Raw genomic sequence first — 15987 nt, 5'->3', positions numbered from 1 at the left:
CACATGGACGCTCTTTGATCGGGTGGAGCTATGGGGATTCGAACCCCAGACCTCCTCCATGCCATGGAGGCGCGCTACCAACTGCGCTATAGCCCCGCGCCACCGCTCAGGGACACCCCCACGCGGCGCTCGCCGAGCATATAGCCATCACCCGTCGTTCACCTAATCGGCCACCTCCCGGCCTTTCGGGTCAGGTGGTGGCCGTGTCCGGGACGTGTCAGGTGGCGGCGGTGGCCGACTCCGGCCGGTCGTCGCTGTTGACGGGGGTGGGGAGCGTGCCGGCGTTGTGCTCGACGAGGCGCCAGCCCTTGCGGCCTTCCGCGAGCACCGACCAGCAGCAGTTGCCGACGCCGCCGAGGGCCGGCCACAGGGCCTCGGGGAGGCCGAGGAGGCGGGCCACGCCGAGGCGGATGGCGGCGCCGTGTGAGGCGACGACCAGGGGGCCGTCGCCGGTGAGGCGGTCGGCCCAGCGCAGGGTCGCGGCGGCCACGCGGTCGGCGACCCCGGTGACCACCTCACCTCCGGGGGCCTCCCACGCGGCGTACTCCACGGGCCAGCTCGCGCGGATCTCCGACCGGGTCAGGCCCTCCCACTCGCCGCCGCCGCGCTCGCGCAGATCCTTGTCGACCATGATCTCAAGGCCGGTGAGCGCGGCGAGCTTGGCCGCCGTGTCGTGGGCCCTGCGCAGGTGGGACGACACGATCATCGAGGGCCGCAGCGCCGCGAGCAGTGCCGCCGCGCGGGCCGCCTGCGCGACGCCGGTCTCGTCGAGCGGGATGTCGGTGTGACCCTGGAAGCGTTGCTCGACGTTCCACTGGGTCTGGCCGTGGCGCCAGAAGACGATGCGGCGGTCGCCGCGCGCCGCCTCACTCACCCGTGGTCCCGCGGCTCCGCTGCTCCTGCACGCGCAGGACGCTCTCAGGCAGCGGGATGGCCGGGCAGTCCTTCCAGAGGCGCTCCAGCGCGTAGAAGGTGCGGTCCTCCTCGTGCTGCACGTGGACCACGATGTCCAGGTAGTCGAGGAGCACCCAGCGGCCCTCACGCTCTCCCTCGCGGCGCACGGGTTTGGCGTGCGCCTCGATGCGCAGGCGCTCCTCGATCTCGTCCACGATCGCACGCACCTGGCGGTCGTTGGAGGCGGAGCACAGCAGGAAGGCGTCGGTGATCACGAGCTGGTCGCTGACGTCGTAGGCGATGATGTCGTCCGCCAGCTTGTCGGCCGCGGCCTCGGCGGCGACTCTCACGAGCTGGAGGGATTTGTCCGATGCTGTCATAGATAAGGGTCGTTCCTCCGGTGAGGGATACGAGGTCCAGCACTTCCCATTATCAGGATGCCCGGTAAAGACCTCGCTTGTTGATGTACTGCACGATCCCGTCAGGAACGAGATACCAGATGGGTTCCCCCGCGGCCACCCGCTGCCGGCACTCCGAGGACGAGATCGCGAGCGCCGGGATCTCGACCAGGCTGACCTTCCCCTCCGGGAGTCCCGGATCCTGCAGCACATGACCGGGCCTGGTACAGCCTACGAAATGCGCCATGGTGAAAAGCTCGTCGACGTCCCGCCAGCTCAGAATCTGCGCCAGCGCGTCGGCGCCGGTGATGAAGAACAGCTCCACGTCCGGCTCGTACAGTGCGGCGATGTCGCGCAGAGTGTCGATGGTGTAGGTGGGGCCCGGCCGGTCGATGTCGATCCTGTTGACGGAGAACCTCGGGTTGGACGCGGTGGCGATCACCGTCATCAGGTAACGGTCCTCGGCCGCCGACACGATCTGGTCGGCCTTCTGCCAGGGACGTCCCGTCGGCACGAACACCACCTCGTCGAGCCCGAAGTGGTGCGCCACCTCGCTCGCCGCCACCAGGTGACCGTGGTGTATCGGGTCGAAGGTTCCGCCCATGACACCGAGCTTCCTGGTCCGGGCCCCATTCCTCATGCGAGGGACCCTAGCCTGCCGCGCTCCGGCGACCGGCGATCGCCCCCCGTGGCCGGAGAAATCCACAGGCACAGGCAACGCCGCGCGCACGCATCTGGCCCGACGTAGCATGCCGACCATGACCACCACCACCCCGGACCGCAACCGCGTCCAGCTACCCGGCATCAGCTCCCGGGCCTACGAGCACCCCGCCGACCGCTCGGCACTGGTCGCGATGCGTTCGCTCTCAGGCTTCGACGCGGTGCTCAAACGCACCTCCGGCCTGTTCAGTGAGCGCCGCCTGCGGCTGATGTTCCTCGGCTCCTCGGTGCGGGCGAGCGAGACCCAGTTCCGCGGCCTGTACGACATGGGCCGCGACAGCGCGTTCCTGCTCGACCTGCACCGCGTGCCTGAGATCTACGTCCAGCAGGACCCGAAGCCCAACGCCATGGCGATCGGGTTCGACGACCCGTTCATCGTGGTCAACACGGGCCTGCTCGACCTCATGGACGAGGAGGAGCTGCGTTTCGTCGTCGGCCACGAGACGGCCCACATCCTGTCGGGACACGCCGTGTACGGCACGATGCTCGCGATCCTCACGCGGCTCGCCACCCGGGTCGCGTGGATCCCGCTCGGGTACATCGGCCTGCGGATCATCGTGACCGCGCTGGAGGAGTGGCACCGCAAGGCCGAGCTGTCGGCCGACCGCGGCGGCATGCTGTGCGGGCAGGACCCCGACGCGGCCATGCGTGCCCTCATGAAGCTCGCCGGCGGCTCGCGGCTGCACGAGATGAACATCGAGGCCTTCCTCGACCAGGCCCGCGAGTACGACACCGCCGGTGACGTCCGCGACGGCCTGCTGAAGGTGCTCAACCTGCTCGGCAGCACCCACCCGTTCGCGGTGATCCGGGTCGCCGAGCTGGACCGCTGGCGCCGCGACGGCGAGTACCAGTCGATCCTCGCCGGCAACTATCCGCGCCGTGAGGACGACGCCAACGCCAAGGTCTCCGAGGAGATCAAGGCCGCGGCCCGTTCCTACCGCGAGTCGTGGGCCCAGTCGCAGGACCCCTTCATCGGGGTGCTCCGCGACGTCGCGGAAGGCGCCGTGCACGCCGGCGAGCGCATCTTCAACCGCTTCGCCCGCCGGGACGCCTGACGGCCCCCTCCCATCGTCCCGTCGCACCGCCGGCGGGACGGTGCCACAGGGCTGGTCACAGGGGACGGAGGGCAGGACCGGTCCCGAAGGCCGGTGAGCAGGACCGGTGATCCCGGCCGGTGAGCAGGACTGGTGATCCCGGCCTGGTGGGCCGGGCCCGGTGAGCGACGGCCGGTCACAGTGCGTGCGGCAGCACCCAGGCGAGCACCCGCACGGCGGCGGCGCACAGCGCGACGAAACCGCCGAGCACCGACAGGGCCCGCAGGCCCTCGCGGCGCAGGTCGGGGACATGGCCGCCGATCCGCTCGACCTCACGGCCGACGATGCCGCCGCAGACGACGCCGAACACGACACCGGCCACCGTCATCGGCCCGTCCTGTGTCCACCAGGCGTCGGCCACCTGGCCACCCGCGGTGACCCAGAAGGCCGACGCGGCGATGGCCGCCGCCGGCAGGCCGGGCCAGACGGCGGCGCTGAGCGCCGACCCGCTGAGCGCCAGCGGGAACGACACCACGCGCAGCGTGCCGCGCACCCGGGCCGACCGGCGGTTGCGCACCAGCCAGTGCCCGCCCCACCAGGCCCTGGCGAGCACGCAGAACGCCGCGGTGACGGCGAACGTCGCGGGTGGCCAGATCACCGACACCACGACGCACGGCACCGCCAGCATGGCGAGCACGATCAGCACCGCGCTCCCCGGCGGCGCCGTGGCGCCGGCGGCGATCGCTTCGGCGGCGAGCGCCGGCCGTCTCTCGGCCGTCCCGGCCCTGGCCCGCGTGCGGCGCGCCGGCACCTCCGCCTTGACCTGGGTCTCCTCCCGGCCCCTGCGGCGTACCGGCGTCTCCGCCTGGACCTGGGTCTCCTCCCGGCCCCTGCGGCGTACCGGCGTCTCCGCCTTGACCTGGGTCTCCTCCCGTCCCTTGCGGCGTACCGGCGCGTCCGCCTGGACCTGGGCCTCCTCCCGGCCCTTGCGGGGAGCGGCGTCGGCCTTGACCTGCGCGTCGTCGACCCGCGGCTTGCGCGGCGCCGCCTCGGCCTTGACCGGTGTCTCCTCCGCGCGGCCCACGCGAACGGGCTTGTCCGGGGTGTCGCCGGAGGCGCGGCCACGGCGGGGCTCGGGCTTCTGCGTGCCGTCGGCGGCCGGGTCGGCGGCGTCGGCGCGCGTGCGGCGGCGCGGAGGCGGAAGCGGCGGGCCCGCGGTGGCGCGGGCCAGGCGGGACAGCCGGTCCGACAGCAGCGCCGCGGTGGGCCGCTTGTCGGGGTCGCGGTGCAGCGCGGCGCGCACCAGCGGCAGCAACACCCCCGGCACTCCGGCGAGGTCCGCTCTGCCGTTCAGCACGGCGTACATCTGCGCCTCGACACTGCCACGGCCGAACGTCGGCCGTCCCGTGGCGGCGAACGCCACCGTGGCGGCCCAGGAGTGCACGTCGGACGGCTCGGCGACCTCCTCCTCGGCGAACACCTCAGGCGCCGAGTACCCGGGGGTGCCGAGGAACGTGCCGGTCATGGTGAGCCTGGTGGCGTCGACGACCTGCGCGATGCCGAAGTCGATCAGCACGGGGCCGTCCGGGCCGAGCACGACGTTGGCCGGCTTGACGTCCCGGTGCACCACCCCGGCGGCGTGGATGATCGCGATCGCGGTGGCCAGCCCCTGGGCCAGGTCGATGAGGCCGCCGCTCGCCAGCGGCCCGCCGCGTCTGACGGCGTCCAGCAGCGTCTCGCCCTCGACGTACTCCATCACGAGGTAAGGACGGTCCCCGGACAGCTCGGCGTCCAGCACGCGGGCGACGTACGGGCTCTCGACCCGCCGCAGCGCCTTCACCTCGCGCTCCAGCCTTAATCGCGCCTCGGGGTCGTCGCCGATCGCCTCACGCAGCAGCTTGACGGCGACCTTCTCACCGCGCCTGCTGACGGCGAGGTAAACCTCGCCCATGCCACCGCGGCCGAGGCGTTCCACCATGGTGTACGGACCGGCCTTACCCAGCCCGCTCACTCGCCGTGCACCCATAGAAGTCGCCACCATAGCGCTGATCGGCCCGGGAACCGCGGCGGCGCGCCGTAGCGTTTTGCGTGTCTTGTCCTAGGCACACCGGTAAGCGGCCCGCATCCGGCGTGCCGGATGCGGGCCGCGACCCGGGTCAGCTCGCGTCGGAGCCGGTGGCGATCACCGTGCCGCCGGAGGTGCGCAGGTGGCCCTCGCCGGTGTACACCCACTTGGTGGAGGTCAGCTCCGGCAGGCCCATGGGGCCTCTGGCGTGCAGCTTCTGGGTGGAGATGCCGATCTCGGCGCCGAAGCCGAACTCGCCGCCGTCGGTGAAGCGGGTGGAGGCGTTCACCGCGACCGCGGCCGAGTCGACCAGCGAGACGAACCGCCTGGCGGCCTTCTGGGAGCGGGTGACGATGGCGTCGGTGTGCGCCGAGCCGTACCGGCGGATGTGCGCGACGGCGTCCTCCAGGGAGCCGACCACCGCGGCGGCGATGTCCAGCGACAGGTACTCCTGCCGGAAGTCCTCCTCGGTGGCGGGCACCACGGTCACGCCGGTGCTCTGGCCGCCGTACGCCGCGACGCGCTCGTCGCCGTGCACCGTGACGCCTTCGCGGGCCAGCCGGGTCAGCGCCATCGGCACGAACGCGTCGGCCACCGCCGCGTGCACCAGGAACGTCTCGGCGGCGTTGCACACCGACGGACGCTGCGCCTTGGCGTTCACCAGGATCTCCAGGGCCAGTTCCAGGTCGGCGTCCGCGTCGACGTACACGTGGCAGTTGCCGACCCCGGTCTCGATCACCGGCACGGTGGACTCCTCGACCACCGAGTTGATCAGCGAGGCGCCGCCTCGCGGGATCAGCACGTCCACCAGGCCCCTGGCCCGCATGAGGTGCTTGACCGACTCGCGGGTGGTGCCGGGGACCAGCTGCACGGCCTCCGCCGGCACCTCGGTGCCGGCGAGGGCCTCCTGCATGACCCGCACCAGCACGGTGTTGGACTGGTAGGCCGAGGACGAGCCGCGCAGCAGCGCGGCGTTGCCGCTCTTGAGGCACAGCGCCGCGGCGTCCACCGTGACGTTGGGCCGGCCCTCGTAGATGATGCCGACGACGCCGAGCGGCACGCGGAGCTGCCGCAGCTCCAGGCCGTTCGGCAGCGTGCTGCCACGGATGACCTCACCCACAGGGTCCGGCAGCTCGGCGACGTCGCGCACGGCACGCGCGATCGACTCGACGCGGGCCTCGTCCAGGCGCAGCCGGTCGATCATCGCGTCGGGGGTGCCGGCGCTCCGCGCGGCCTCGACGTCCCTGGCGTTGGCCTCGACGATCTCGGCGGCGCGGGCCAGCAGATCGTCGGCGACGGCGTGCAGCGCGGTGTCCTTGGCGGCGCGCGGCAGCGGCGCGAGGACGGCCGCCGCGTCGCGTCCGGCGTTCGCCACCTTCAGAAAGTCGTCGGCGTCAGACATGCCGCATGCTCCTGCTCTCGGTCGTGGGCTCCAGTATGACCATGTCGTCGCGGTGGATCAGCTCGCGTTCGTACTCGGGCCCGAGCGTCGCGGCGAGCTCGCGGGTGGACCGGCCGAGCAGCTCGGGGATCTCGGCGGCGTCGAAGTTCACCAGGCCCCTGGCGACCGGCGTGCCGAGCGGGCTGTACAGGTCCACGGGGTCGCCGGCGGTGAAGTCTCCCTCGACGAGGGTGACCCCGGCCGGCAGCAGCGACTTGCGGCGCCGCACCACGGCCTCCACCGCGCCGTCGTCCAGGTGCAGGCGGCCCCGGCCGGTGGTGGCGTGCGCCAGCCACAGCAGGCGGGTGCCGGGGTGGCGCGCGTCGGCGTGGAAGTACGTGCCGACGTCCAGCCCGGCGAGTGCCTGCGCGGCGTGCGCGGCGGCGGTGAGCACCACCGGCACCCCGGCGCCGGTGGCGATGCGCGCGGCCTCCACCTTGGTGATCATGCCGCCGGTCCCGACCCTGCCGGACCGGCCGAGCTCCACCCCGGCGAGGTCGGCGGGACCGAGCACCCGCTCGATGCGGTTGGCCCCGCCGGGACGGCGCGGGTCGCCGTCGTACAGCGCGTCCACGTCGGACAGCAGCACCAGCGCGTCGGCGCGGATCAGGTGGGCCACCAGGGCCGCCAGCCGGTCGTTGTCGCCGAAGCGGATCTCGTCGGTCGCCACGGTGTCGTTCTCGTTGACCACCGGCATGATGCCGAGTTCGAGCAACCGGATCAGCGTGCGCTGCGCGTTGCGGTGATGGGAGCGGCGCATCATGTCGTCAGCGGTGAGCAGCACCTGGCCGACCCGCAGGCCGTACCTGGCGAACGACGAGGTGTAGCGGGCCACCAGCACCCCCTGGCCGACCGAGGCGGCGGCCTGCTGCGTGGCGAGGTCGCGGGGCCGCGCGCTCAGGCCGAGCGGGCCGAGGCCGGCGGCGATCGCGCCGGAGGAGACGAGCACGAGCTGCGTGCCGGTCGCCGCGCGCGTGGCGAGCACGTCCACGAGCGCGTCCACCCGGTCGCTGTCGATGGTGCCGCTCGCGGTGGTCAGCGACGACGACCCGACCTTCACCACCAGACGCGCGGCGGCGGCCACCCGGTCCCGGCCGTTGTCCACGTTCATCACCCTTCGCAGCAGGTCGTTGTGCTCGCGGCCTCAGCCGAGGCGGTCGTCGGACCCGCGCGGCCCCTGGTGGGCCACGCCGGACTCCAGGGAGGCCCGCCAGTCGAAGACGTAGCCCCCCTCCATCGGGCCGATGATCACCTCGGCGCCGTCACCGGCGCCGGCCTCGGCCAGGGCCTTCTCGATGCCGAGCCGCTCCAGGCGGTCGGCGAGGTAGCCCACCGCCTCGTCGTTGGAGAAGTCGGTCTGCCTGATCCAGCGTTCGGGCTTCTCGCCGGTCACCTGGAAGGTGTTGTCACCGACCCGCCGCACGGCGAACCCGGCGTCGCCGAGCTGCTTCGGCCGCAGGACGATCCGCGTCGGCTCCTCGACCGGCCGCTCGGCGCGGTCGGCGCGGACCATCTCGGCCATCGCGAACGACAGCTCGCGCAGGCCCTCGTGGGTGGCCGCGGAGATCTCGAAGACCTGCATGCCCTGCGCCTCCAGCATGGGCCGCACCATGTCGGCCAGTTCCCTGGCGTCCGGCACGTCGATCTTGTTGAGCACCACCAGGCGTGGCCGGTCCTCCAGCTCGCCGTACGCGGCGAGCTCCGCCTCGATGACCGCGACGTCGGTCAGCGGGTCACGGCCCGGCTCGATGGTGGCGCAGTCCAGCACGTGCACGATGGTCGAGCACCGCTCCACGTGGCGCAGGAACTCGTGGCCGAGTCCCTTGCCCTCCGACGCGCCGGGGATCAGCCCCGGCACGTCCGCGACCGTGAACACCGTCTCCCCCGCGGTGACCACACCGAGGTTCGGGACCAGCGTGGTGAACGGGTAGTCGGCGATCTTGGGACGGGCCGCGCTGAGCGCGGCGATCAGCGACGACTTGCCGGCGTTGGGGAAGCCGACCAGCGCCACGTCGGCGACGGTCTTCAGCTCCAGCACCACGTCGGACTCGTCCCCCGGCTCGCCGAGCAGCGCGAACCCCGGGGCCTTGCGCTTGGTCGAGGCCAGCGCGGCGTTGCCGAGGCCGCCGTGACCACCCTGCGCCACGACGTACCGGGTGCCGGCGCCGATCAGGTCCACGAGGACGTCACCGGTCTTGGCGTCCTTGACGACCGTGCCGTTCGGCACCTTGAGCACCACGTCGGGGCCGTTGGCGCCGTCCCGGTTGGCCCCCATGCCCTGCTTGCCGTTGGTGGCCTTACGGTGCGGACGGTGGTGGTAGTCGAGCAGCGTGGACGTGTTGGGATCGACCTCCAGGATCACGTCCCCGCCGCGGCCGCCGTTGCCGCCGTCCGGGCCGCCGAGCGGCTTGAACTTCTCCCGGTGGATGGACGCGCAGCCGTGACCCCCGTCGCCGGCCTTCACCTGCAGGACCACACGGTCCACGAACTCCGCCACGCGCCGAACTCCTGATCTTCCGGGCCGGTACGGCCCCCATAACGACGATGAGGCGGATCGATCGACGTCGATCCGCCTCATGCGACGATCTTCTGAGGCCCTGCGGCCCCTTCGCTCGCCCCTGTGCTCCCCGCCGGCGGATCTACTCCGCGGCTGGGACGATGCTCACGGCACGACGGCCGCGCTTGTTACCGAACTGCACGTGCCCGGCCACCAGGGCGAACAACGTGTCGTCGCCACCGCGGCCGACGTTGTCGCCGGGGTGGAAGTGGGTGCCGCGCTGACGGACGATGATCTCGCCGGCGTTGACGAGCTGACCACCGAAACGCTTGACGCCGAGCCGCTGGGCATTGGAGTCACGGCCGTTCCGGGTGGAGGAGGCGCCCTTCTTGTGTGCCATGATTCGCTACCACTACTTCCCGGGGTTGATGCCGGTCACCTTCACCTGGGTGTACCGCTGGCGGTGACCCTGGCGCTTCTTGTAACCGGTCTTGTTCTTGTACTTGAGGATGCGGATCTTGGGGCCCTTGGTCTCGCCGAGAATCTCGGCGGTGATCTCGAACCTGCCAAGCTTGGTGGCGTCGGTGGTCACATCGCCGTCGTTGACGACGAGCACCGGCGCCAGCTGCACCGTGGAGCCGACCTCACCGGCGACCTTGTCCACCTCGAGGACGTCACCGACGGAGACCTTCTGCTGCCTGCCGCCGCAACGAACGATCGCGTACACCGCGGAACCCTTCTTCTGGCTGATTGCTCCTCGAACACCGCGCCACTCGCATCCGGCTCTTCGTCGATGACACGACCGGCGAACCGGGCTAGGCGCGCGAAGCAGGCGCGCCTCGGACGCACCGGTTGACTAGAATACCGGATCGCGGGACTCCTGGTCGAACCGAACGCCGAGGCGCGCCTGACTTGTCACTCCGCCGGTCCGGCCGGCCGGGTGGCCTTCCTCGGCCGGCGCCGCGCGCGTGCGGGCTGCGGCTCCTCGCCGGTCAGCGCGCCGGTCACGCTGTCGCGCAGGGCCTCGCCGCTCGCCGCGACGGCGGCGACACCCTCCTTGACCCGCTCGGCGGCCTTCTCGAGCTTCTCCGCCACGGCCTTCTCGACGGCCATCTTGCCCTGCGTGCCGCGGGGCTCGGGCTTGCCGTCGACCGGCTCCGAGGACACGATCAGCCCGCGGCCGTTGCAGCACTCGCACGGCGTGGAGAACGCCTCAAGCAGCCCCTGACCCACGCGCTTGCGCGTCATCTGCACCAGGCCGAGCGAGGTCACCTCGGCGACCTGGTGCTTGGTGCGGTCGCGCGCCAGGCACTCCAGCATGCGCCGCAGCACCAGGTCGCGGTTGCTCTCCAGCACCATGTCGATGAAGTCGACGACGATGATGCCGCCGATGTCACGCAACCGGAGCTGCCGCACGATCTCCTCGGCGGCCTCCAGGTTGTTCTTGGTGACCGTCTCCTCCAGGTTGCCACCCTGGCCGGTGAACTTGCCGGTGTTGACGTCCACCACGGTCATCGCCTCGGTGCGGTCGATCACCAGGGAGCCGCCGCTCGGCAGCCACACCTTGCGCTCCATCGCCTTGGCGATCTGCTCGTCGATGCGGTACGCCGCGAAGACGTCGCCGTCCTCCCACTTGGTGAGGCGGTCGGCCAGATGCGGCGCGACGTAGCGGACGTACTCGTCCACCGTGCCCCACACCTCGTCACCGGAGACCACCAGCGAGGAGAAGTCCTCGTTGAACACGTCGCGCACCACACGGACCGTGAGGTCCGGCTCGGACGACAGCAGCTCAGGCGGGCTGCCGGACTTGGCCTTGCGCTGGATCGCCTCCCACTGCGCCGACAGGCGTGCCACGTCGCGGCTCAGCTCGTCCTCCGACGCACCCTCGGCGGCGGTGCGCACGATGACGCCGGCGTTCTCCGGCATGACCTTCTTGAGGATGGCCTTGAGCCTGCTGCGCTCCTTGTCCGGCAGCTTGCGGCTGATGCCGGTCATCGAGCCGTCCGGCACGTACACGAGGTAACGGCCCGGGAGGCTGATCTGGCTGGTCAGCCTGGCACCCTTGTGACCCATGGGGTCCTTGGTGACCTGCACGAGCACCGACTGGCCCGACTTCAGCGCCGACTCGATGCGCTTCGGCTGGCCTTCGAGGCCCGCGGTGTCGAAATTGACCTCACCGGCGTACAGCACGGCGTTGCGGCCCTTGCCGATGTCGATGAACGCGGCCTCCATCGACGGCAGGACGTTCTGCACCTTGCCGAGGTAGACGTTGCCGACGTACGACTGGCTGGACTCGCGGTCGACGTAGTGCTCCACGAGCACGCCGTCCTCCAGCACCGCGATCTGGGTGCGGCCACCCTGGCGGCGCACCACCATGACCCGCTCCACCGACTCACGGCGCGCGAGGAACTCCGACTCGGTGATCACCGGCGGCCGGCGGCGGCCCTGCTCGCGGCCCTCCCGGCGGCGCTGCTTCTTGGCCTCCAGGCGGGTGGAGCCCCGGAAGCCCTGCACCTCGTCCACCGACGTGGAACGGCCGGCGCGGGGAGCGCGGATGCGCACCACCGTGTTCGGCGGGTCGTCGGTGTGGGTCTCGGCGTCCTCGGTGCCGCGGCGGCGACGCCGGCGGCGGCGGCGCGAACCACCGGCCTCGTCGTCGTCCTCGGCGGCCTCGGCCTGCGGCTCCTCCTCGGCCGCGGTCTCCTCCGCGGCCTCCGGCTCGTCGCCGCTCTCGTCGCCGTCGGCCTCGTCCCTGGCCTTGCCCCGGCCCCTGCCGCCCCTGCGACGGCGGCGGCGACGGCCACCGGCGTCGTCCTGGTCGTCGTCCTCGGCGGACGTCTCGGCGGTCTCGGGCTCCTCGGTGAGGTCGTCGTCCTCGGCGCGTTCCTCCTGCCGCTGCTCCTCGGCACGGCGGGGCTGCGGCGGCACGACCGGCGGCACGACGGCACGCGGCTCGGGGGCCTGGAAGATCGGCTGGAACACCGCGGCGGGAGCCTGGAACGCGACGGCCGGCGACGCGACCTGCTCGGTCAGCGCCGTCAGGCCGAACGGGTCGGCGAACAGCGACGTCGCGCCGCCGGACGACCCGGCCTTGGGCTCCTCGACGACGTCCTCACCCGCGGGCTCGTCGTCCAGCGCCTCCTCCTCGGGGAGCACCTCGGCGATGTCCCCGGCGATGTCCCCGGCGATGTCCCCGGCGTCCCCGGTCTCCTGGCCGGGCACGCCGGCGCCTGACGCGGCGGCGTCCGGGGTGGCGGCGACCTCGGGGGTGGTGGATCGTTCCGTGGGGGCCGCCGGGGTCTCGGGGACCACGGCCGCCTTCCTGCTGCGCCGCCTGCGGGCCGGCGCGGCGGGAGCGGACTCCTGCGCGGGGACCTCCGGCGCAGCGGTGACGGACTCACCGGCGGGGAACTCCGGGGCCGTCACCGGTGCCTGCGCGGCGTCGTCCGGCTGGACCGCCGGGGTGTCCTGCGCGGGGACGACCGGCGCCGCGGGTGCGGCGTCCGGCTCGGCGTCCGCCTTGACGGACTTCCTGGCACGGGTGCGGCGCGCCGGCGCCTCACCGTCCTTGACCGCCGTACGGCGGCGCGTGACCCGCTTGGCGGGCTCCGGCGCCTCCGCGGTCTCGCCGGCCACCGGCGCGGCGTCGGCGGTGCCACCATCGGCGTCACCCGTACCGATGCCGGCACCGGTCCTGACACCGGTGTCGGCGGTCGCTTCGGTCCTGGCGGCGACGCCGTCCGCCGCTCCGGATCCGCCGCCGTCGGCGGTGCCGGTCACGGCGGTGGCGGCGCGCTCCGTCTCCTCCGGAGGCGGGCCCGCCGGTCGGCTCGCCGCGCGGCGGCGCCGGACCGGGGTCTTGGTCTCCTGCTTTTCCGTTGTATCCCCGCCGAGGCCGGCGGCCCCGACGATGGGCTCGTTGTCGAGCATGCGGGCGTTCTCCCGTCAGCTCCCGGGCGCGTCACCGCGCCGCGCGGGAGCTCTCGTCTCTCGCTGTACGCCGGTCCGCCTCGCGGGGCCCGGCGCCAAGTCCTATTTGTGGTCATCGACGTGCCGCACAGCCGGCCCCGTCTCGCCGCCGCGAACGTCGCGGTCCAGGTCGAGCGGGTCGGCGGTTCCACCGGTGTGCGCGTCGAGCGGTCCCTGCGCCAGCCTGGTCACCTCAGGGGGTGACGGCGGCGCGAAACCAGCGACAAGACGCAGACCCGTGAGCACGTCATCGGGCCGGACGGCGGGTGTCACCTGCCGTACGACCATACGCAGTATCGCACACGGCGGGCCGGAGGCCCCGTCCGCCGTGACCGTCGTCTCGTCGCCCGCCGTCAGGGTGTGCACGGCCTGCCTGGCGTCGAAACGGCGCATTCCTTTTTTGGTGAGGCGTTCCACCTCGACCGTGTCCCGCGTGAGGAACTCCTTCACCGCGACCTCGGCCTCCCTCGCCGAGGCGCCGGGAAGGCGCACCTCCCACTCGGAGAACTCCAGCCGGTCGGCCAGGCTGCCGGCCCGCGCCTCGACCACGTCGAGAACGTCGAGACCCGGAGGCAACGAGGAGTCCAGTTGGGCTCGGACGCGGTCGGGCACGCAGGCCGACACGACGCCGATCTCCAGATATTCCGCTTCGCTGGCCACCCCGGTGGGGGCGGCACCCGCGTATGAGATCTTCGGGTGGGGTGTGAACCCCGCGCTGAAGCCGACGGGGATGCCGGCTCGGCGCACCGCGCGCTCCACGGCGCGCGAGATGTCTCGGTGACTGGTGAACCGCAGCCTGCCGCGCTTGGCGTACCGCACCCGGAGGCGCTGCACCACCGGCGCGGGCGGGGGCCCATCAGGTACAGGGTTCTTCAGCTAATCGTCCTTTCTCCGTCGTACCGTCCCCTTGACCTCCTACTCAGGATAGGGGCGCCGGGGCGGCCGGGGCTCGTGACGACGGGCCCCGGTCACCCGGCGGGACGGCTCTACAGCATGCAACGATGACAGGCCGTGTGCGCTTCCCCGCGTCGTGTCTCAGACGACGGTCAGGGGGAGCAGCTTCCGGCCGGTGGGGCCGACCTGGATCTCGGTCCCCATGGTGGGGCAGACGCCGCAGTCGTAGCAGGGGGTCCAGCGGCAGTCCTCGACCTCGGTCTCCGAGACGGCGTCCTGCCAGTCCTGCCACAGCCACTCGCGGTCCAGCCCGGCGTCCAGGTGGTCCCAGGGCAGCACCTCGACCTCGTCGCGCTCCCTGGTGGTGTACCAGTCGACGTCGACCGGCTGACCGGCCAGCGCCTTCTCGGCGCAGGCCATCCAGCGGTCGTAGGAGAAGTGCTCGCTCCAGCCGTCGAACCGGCCGCCGTCCTCCCAGACGGCCCTGATCACCGCGCCGACCCGGCGGTCACCCCGCGACAGCAGGCCCTCGACGATGGACGGCTTGCCGTCGTGGTAGCGGTACCCGATGGCCTTGCCGAACTCCTTGTCGGAGCGCAACGCGTTCCTGAGCTTCGCCAGGCGGTCGTCGACGGTCTCGTGGTCGGTCTGCGCGGCCCACTGGAACGGGGTGTGCGGCTTCGGCACGAACCCGCCGATGGACACCGTGCAGCGCACGTCACGGGTGCCGGTGGCCTCACGGCCCGCCTTGATGACCTTCTTGGCGAGATCGGCGATGCCGAGCACGTCCTCGTCGGTCTCGGTCGGCAGCCCGCACATGAAGTACAGCTTCACCTGGCGCCACCCCTGGCCGTAGGCCGCGGTGACGGTGCGGATGAGGTCGTCCTCGGAGACCATCTTGTTGATGACCTTGCGCATGCGCTCGGAACCCCCTTCGGGGGCGAACGTCAGGCCCGAGCGGCGGCCGTTGCGCGACAGCTCGTTCGCGAGGTCGATGTTGAAGGCGTCGACCCGCGTCGACGGCAGCGACAGGCTGGTGTTGGTGCCGTCGTACCGGTCGGCGAGGCCCTTGGTGATGTCGGCGATCTCGGAGTGGTCGGCGCTGGACAGCGACAGCAGGCCGACCTCGTTGAACCCCGACTCGCGCACACCGGCCTCGACCATGTCGCCGATCGTGGTGATCGACCGCTCCCGCACCGGCCGCGTGATCATGCCGGCCTGGCAGAACCGGCAGCCACGGGTGCAGCCGCGGAAGATCTCGACACTGAACCGCTCGTGCACCGTCTCGGCCAGCGGGACCAGCGGCTTCTTCGGGTAGGGCCACTCGTCGAGGTCCATGACGGTGTGCTTGTGCACCCGCCACGGCACACCTGGCCGGTTCGGCGCGACCCTGGCGATGCGGCCGTCGGGGTGGTACTCGACGTCGTAGAACTTCGGGACGTACACCCCGCCGGTGGAGGCGAGGCGCATGAGCAGCTCGTCACGGCCGCCGGGGCTGCCCTCGGCCTTCCACTCGCGGATCACCTCGGAGATCGCGATGGCGATCTGCTCGCCGTCGCCGAGCACCGCGGCGTCCAGGAAGTCGGCGATCGGCTCGGGGTTGAACGCCGCGTGACCGCCGGCCAGCACGATCGGGTCGTCCTCGCCGCGGTCGGCGGCCGCGAGCGGGATGCCGGCCAGGTCGAGCGCGGTCAGCAGGTTGGTGTAGCCGAGCTCGGTGGAGAACGACACGCCGAGCACGTCGAACGCGCGCACCGGCCGGTGCGCGTCGACGGTGAACTGCGGCAGGCCGTGCTCGCGCATCAGCGCCTCAAGGTCGGGCCACACGGCGTAGGTGCGCTCGGCCAGGGTGGCGGGCAGCTCGTTGAGGATCTCGTAGAGGATCTGCACGCCTTGGTTGGGCAGGCCCACCTCGTAGGCGTCCGGATACATCAAGGCCCAGCGGACGTCCGCCTCGTCCCAGTCCCTGACAGTCGAATTGAGCTCACCCCCGACGTACTGGATGGGCTTCTGCACCCGGGGCAGCAGCGCTTCCAGGCGGGGAAACAGCGACTCGACAGACATGTGTCCAAGGG

At 72.0% G+C, this 15987-nt stretch carries 13 protein-coding genes and 1 tRNA gene; 1 reads left to right on the top strand and 13 read right to left on the bottom strand.

All coding sequences use genetic code 11. The features are described from left to right. Nucleotides 1-23 precede the first annotated feature (23 nt). The 4 genes from BJ992_RS09380 to nadD form a co-directional block, all read right to left on the bottom strand. A tRNA-Ala gene (locus tag BJ992_RS09380) sits at nt 24-96 on the bottom strand. A gap of 121 nt (nt 97-217) precedes the next feature. Next, nucleotides 218-874, bottom strand: a complete 657-nt coding sequence (locus BJ992_RS09375) for a histidine phosphatase family protein (protein ID WP_184979533.1) — start codon at nt 872-874, stop codon at nt 218-220. Next, nucleotides 867-1274, bottom strand: coding sequence for a ribosome silencing factor (gene rsfS, locus BJ992_RS09370; RefSeq protein WP_184979531.1), 408 nt, complete (start codon nt 1272-1274; stop codon nt 867-869). The genes BJ992_RS09375 and rsfS overlap by 8 nt, the downstream gene beginning before the upstream one ends. A 52-nt stretch (nt 1275-1326) precedes the next feature. Then, nucleotides 1327-1932: a nicotinate-nucleotide adenylyltransferase gene (nadD, locus tag BJ992_RS09365; RefSeq protein ID WP_184979529.1), complete on the bottom strand. Its 606-nt coding sequence runs from the start codon at nt 1930-1932 to the stop codon at nt 1327-1329. Nucleotides 1933-2050: 118 nt separating this feature from the next. Here nadD and BJ992_RS09360 point away from each other — a divergent pair, with 118 nt between their 5' ends. Further along, complete coding sequence (locus BJ992_RS09360) at nt 2051-3067, top strand: M48 family metallopeptidase (protein WP_184979527.1); 1017 nt, start codon at nt 2051-2053, stop codon at nt 3065-3067. A gap of 175 nt (nt 3068-3242) precedes the next feature. Here the strand turns inward: BJ992_RS09360 and BJ992_RS09355 are convergent, their stop codons facing one another. From BJ992_RS09355 to BJ992_RS09315, 9 genes are all read right to left on the bottom strand, one after another. Then, nucleotides 3243-5057 carry a protein kinase domain-containing protein gene (locus BJ992_RS09355; RefSeq protein ID WP_343072570.1) on the bottom strand — a complete coding sequence of 605 codons (1815 nt, stop codon included), beginning with the start codon at nt 5055-5057 and terminating at the stop codon, nt 3243-3245. Between the two features lie 145 nt (nt 5058-5202). Continuing rightward, entirely contained in the window at nt 5203-6513 is a 1311-nt protein-coding gene (locus tag BJ992_RS09350; protein WP_184979523.1) for a glutamate-5-semialdehyde dehydrogenase, read from the bottom strand. After that, nucleotides 6506-7663: a glutamate 5-kinase gene (proB, locus tag BJ992_RS09345; protein ID WP_184979522.1), complete on the bottom strand. Its 1158-nt coding sequence runs from the start codon at nt 7661-7663 to the stop codon at nt 6506-6508. The genes BJ992_RS09350 and proB overlap by 8 nt, the downstream gene beginning before the upstream one ends. 33 nt (nt 7664-7696) lie before the next feature. Next, nucleotides 7697-9049, bottom strand: coding sequence for a GTPase ObgE (gene obgE / locus BJ992_RS09340; protein ID WP_184979520.1), 1353 nt, complete (start codon nt 9047-9049; stop codon nt 7697-7699). A gap of 142 nt (nt 9050-9191) precedes the next feature. After that, a complete protein-coding gene (gene rpmA, locus BJ992_RS09335) occupies nt 9192-9449 on the bottom strand; it encodes a 50S ribosomal protein L27 (RefSeq protein ID WP_184979518.1) in 258 nt (85 codons plus the stop codon). Nucleotides 9450-9461: 12 nt separating this feature from the next. Continuing rightward, nucleotides 9462-9776 carry a 50S ribosomal protein L21 gene (rplU, locus tag BJ992_RS09330; RefSeq protein WP_184979516.1) on the bottom strand — a complete coding sequence of 105 codons (315 nt, stop codon included), beginning with the start codon at nt 9774-9776 and terminating at the stop codon, nt 9462-9464. Between the two features lie 188 nt (nt 9777-9964). Next, nucleotides 9965-12979 (bottom strand): Rne/Rng family ribonuclease, encoded by a 3015-nt coding sequence (locus tag BJ992_RS09325; protein ID WP_184979514.1) that lies wholly within the window; start codon nt 12977-12979, stop codon nt 9965-9967. 102 nt (nt 12980-13081) lie between these two features. Beyond that, nucleotides 13082-13855, bottom strand: coding sequence for a TIGR03936 family radical SAM-associated protein (locus tag BJ992_RS09320; protein WP_343072569.1), 774 nt, complete (start codon nt 13853-13855; stop codon nt 13082-13084). A gap of 198 nt (nt 13856-14053) precedes the next feature. Then, nucleotides 14054-15976 carry a TIGR03960 family B12-binding radical SAM protein gene (locus BJ992_RS09315; RefSeq protein WP_184979512.1) on the bottom strand — a complete coding sequence of 641 codons (1923 nt, stop codon included), beginning with the start codon at nt 15974-15976 and terminating at the stop codon, nt 14054-14056. Nucleotides 15977-15987 lie beyond the last annotated feature (11 nt).

It is taken from the genome of Sphaerisporangium rubeum (genome assembly GCF_014207705.1).
In the GTDB taxonomy this organism is placed as follows: Bacteria; Actinomycetota; Actinomycetes; order Streptosporangiales; family Streptosporangiaceae; genus Sphaerisporangium; species Sphaerisporangium rubeum.
The sequence above is the reverse complement of the archived record's forward strand: the minus strand, read 5'-3'. Positions and strand labels throughout refer to the sequence as shown.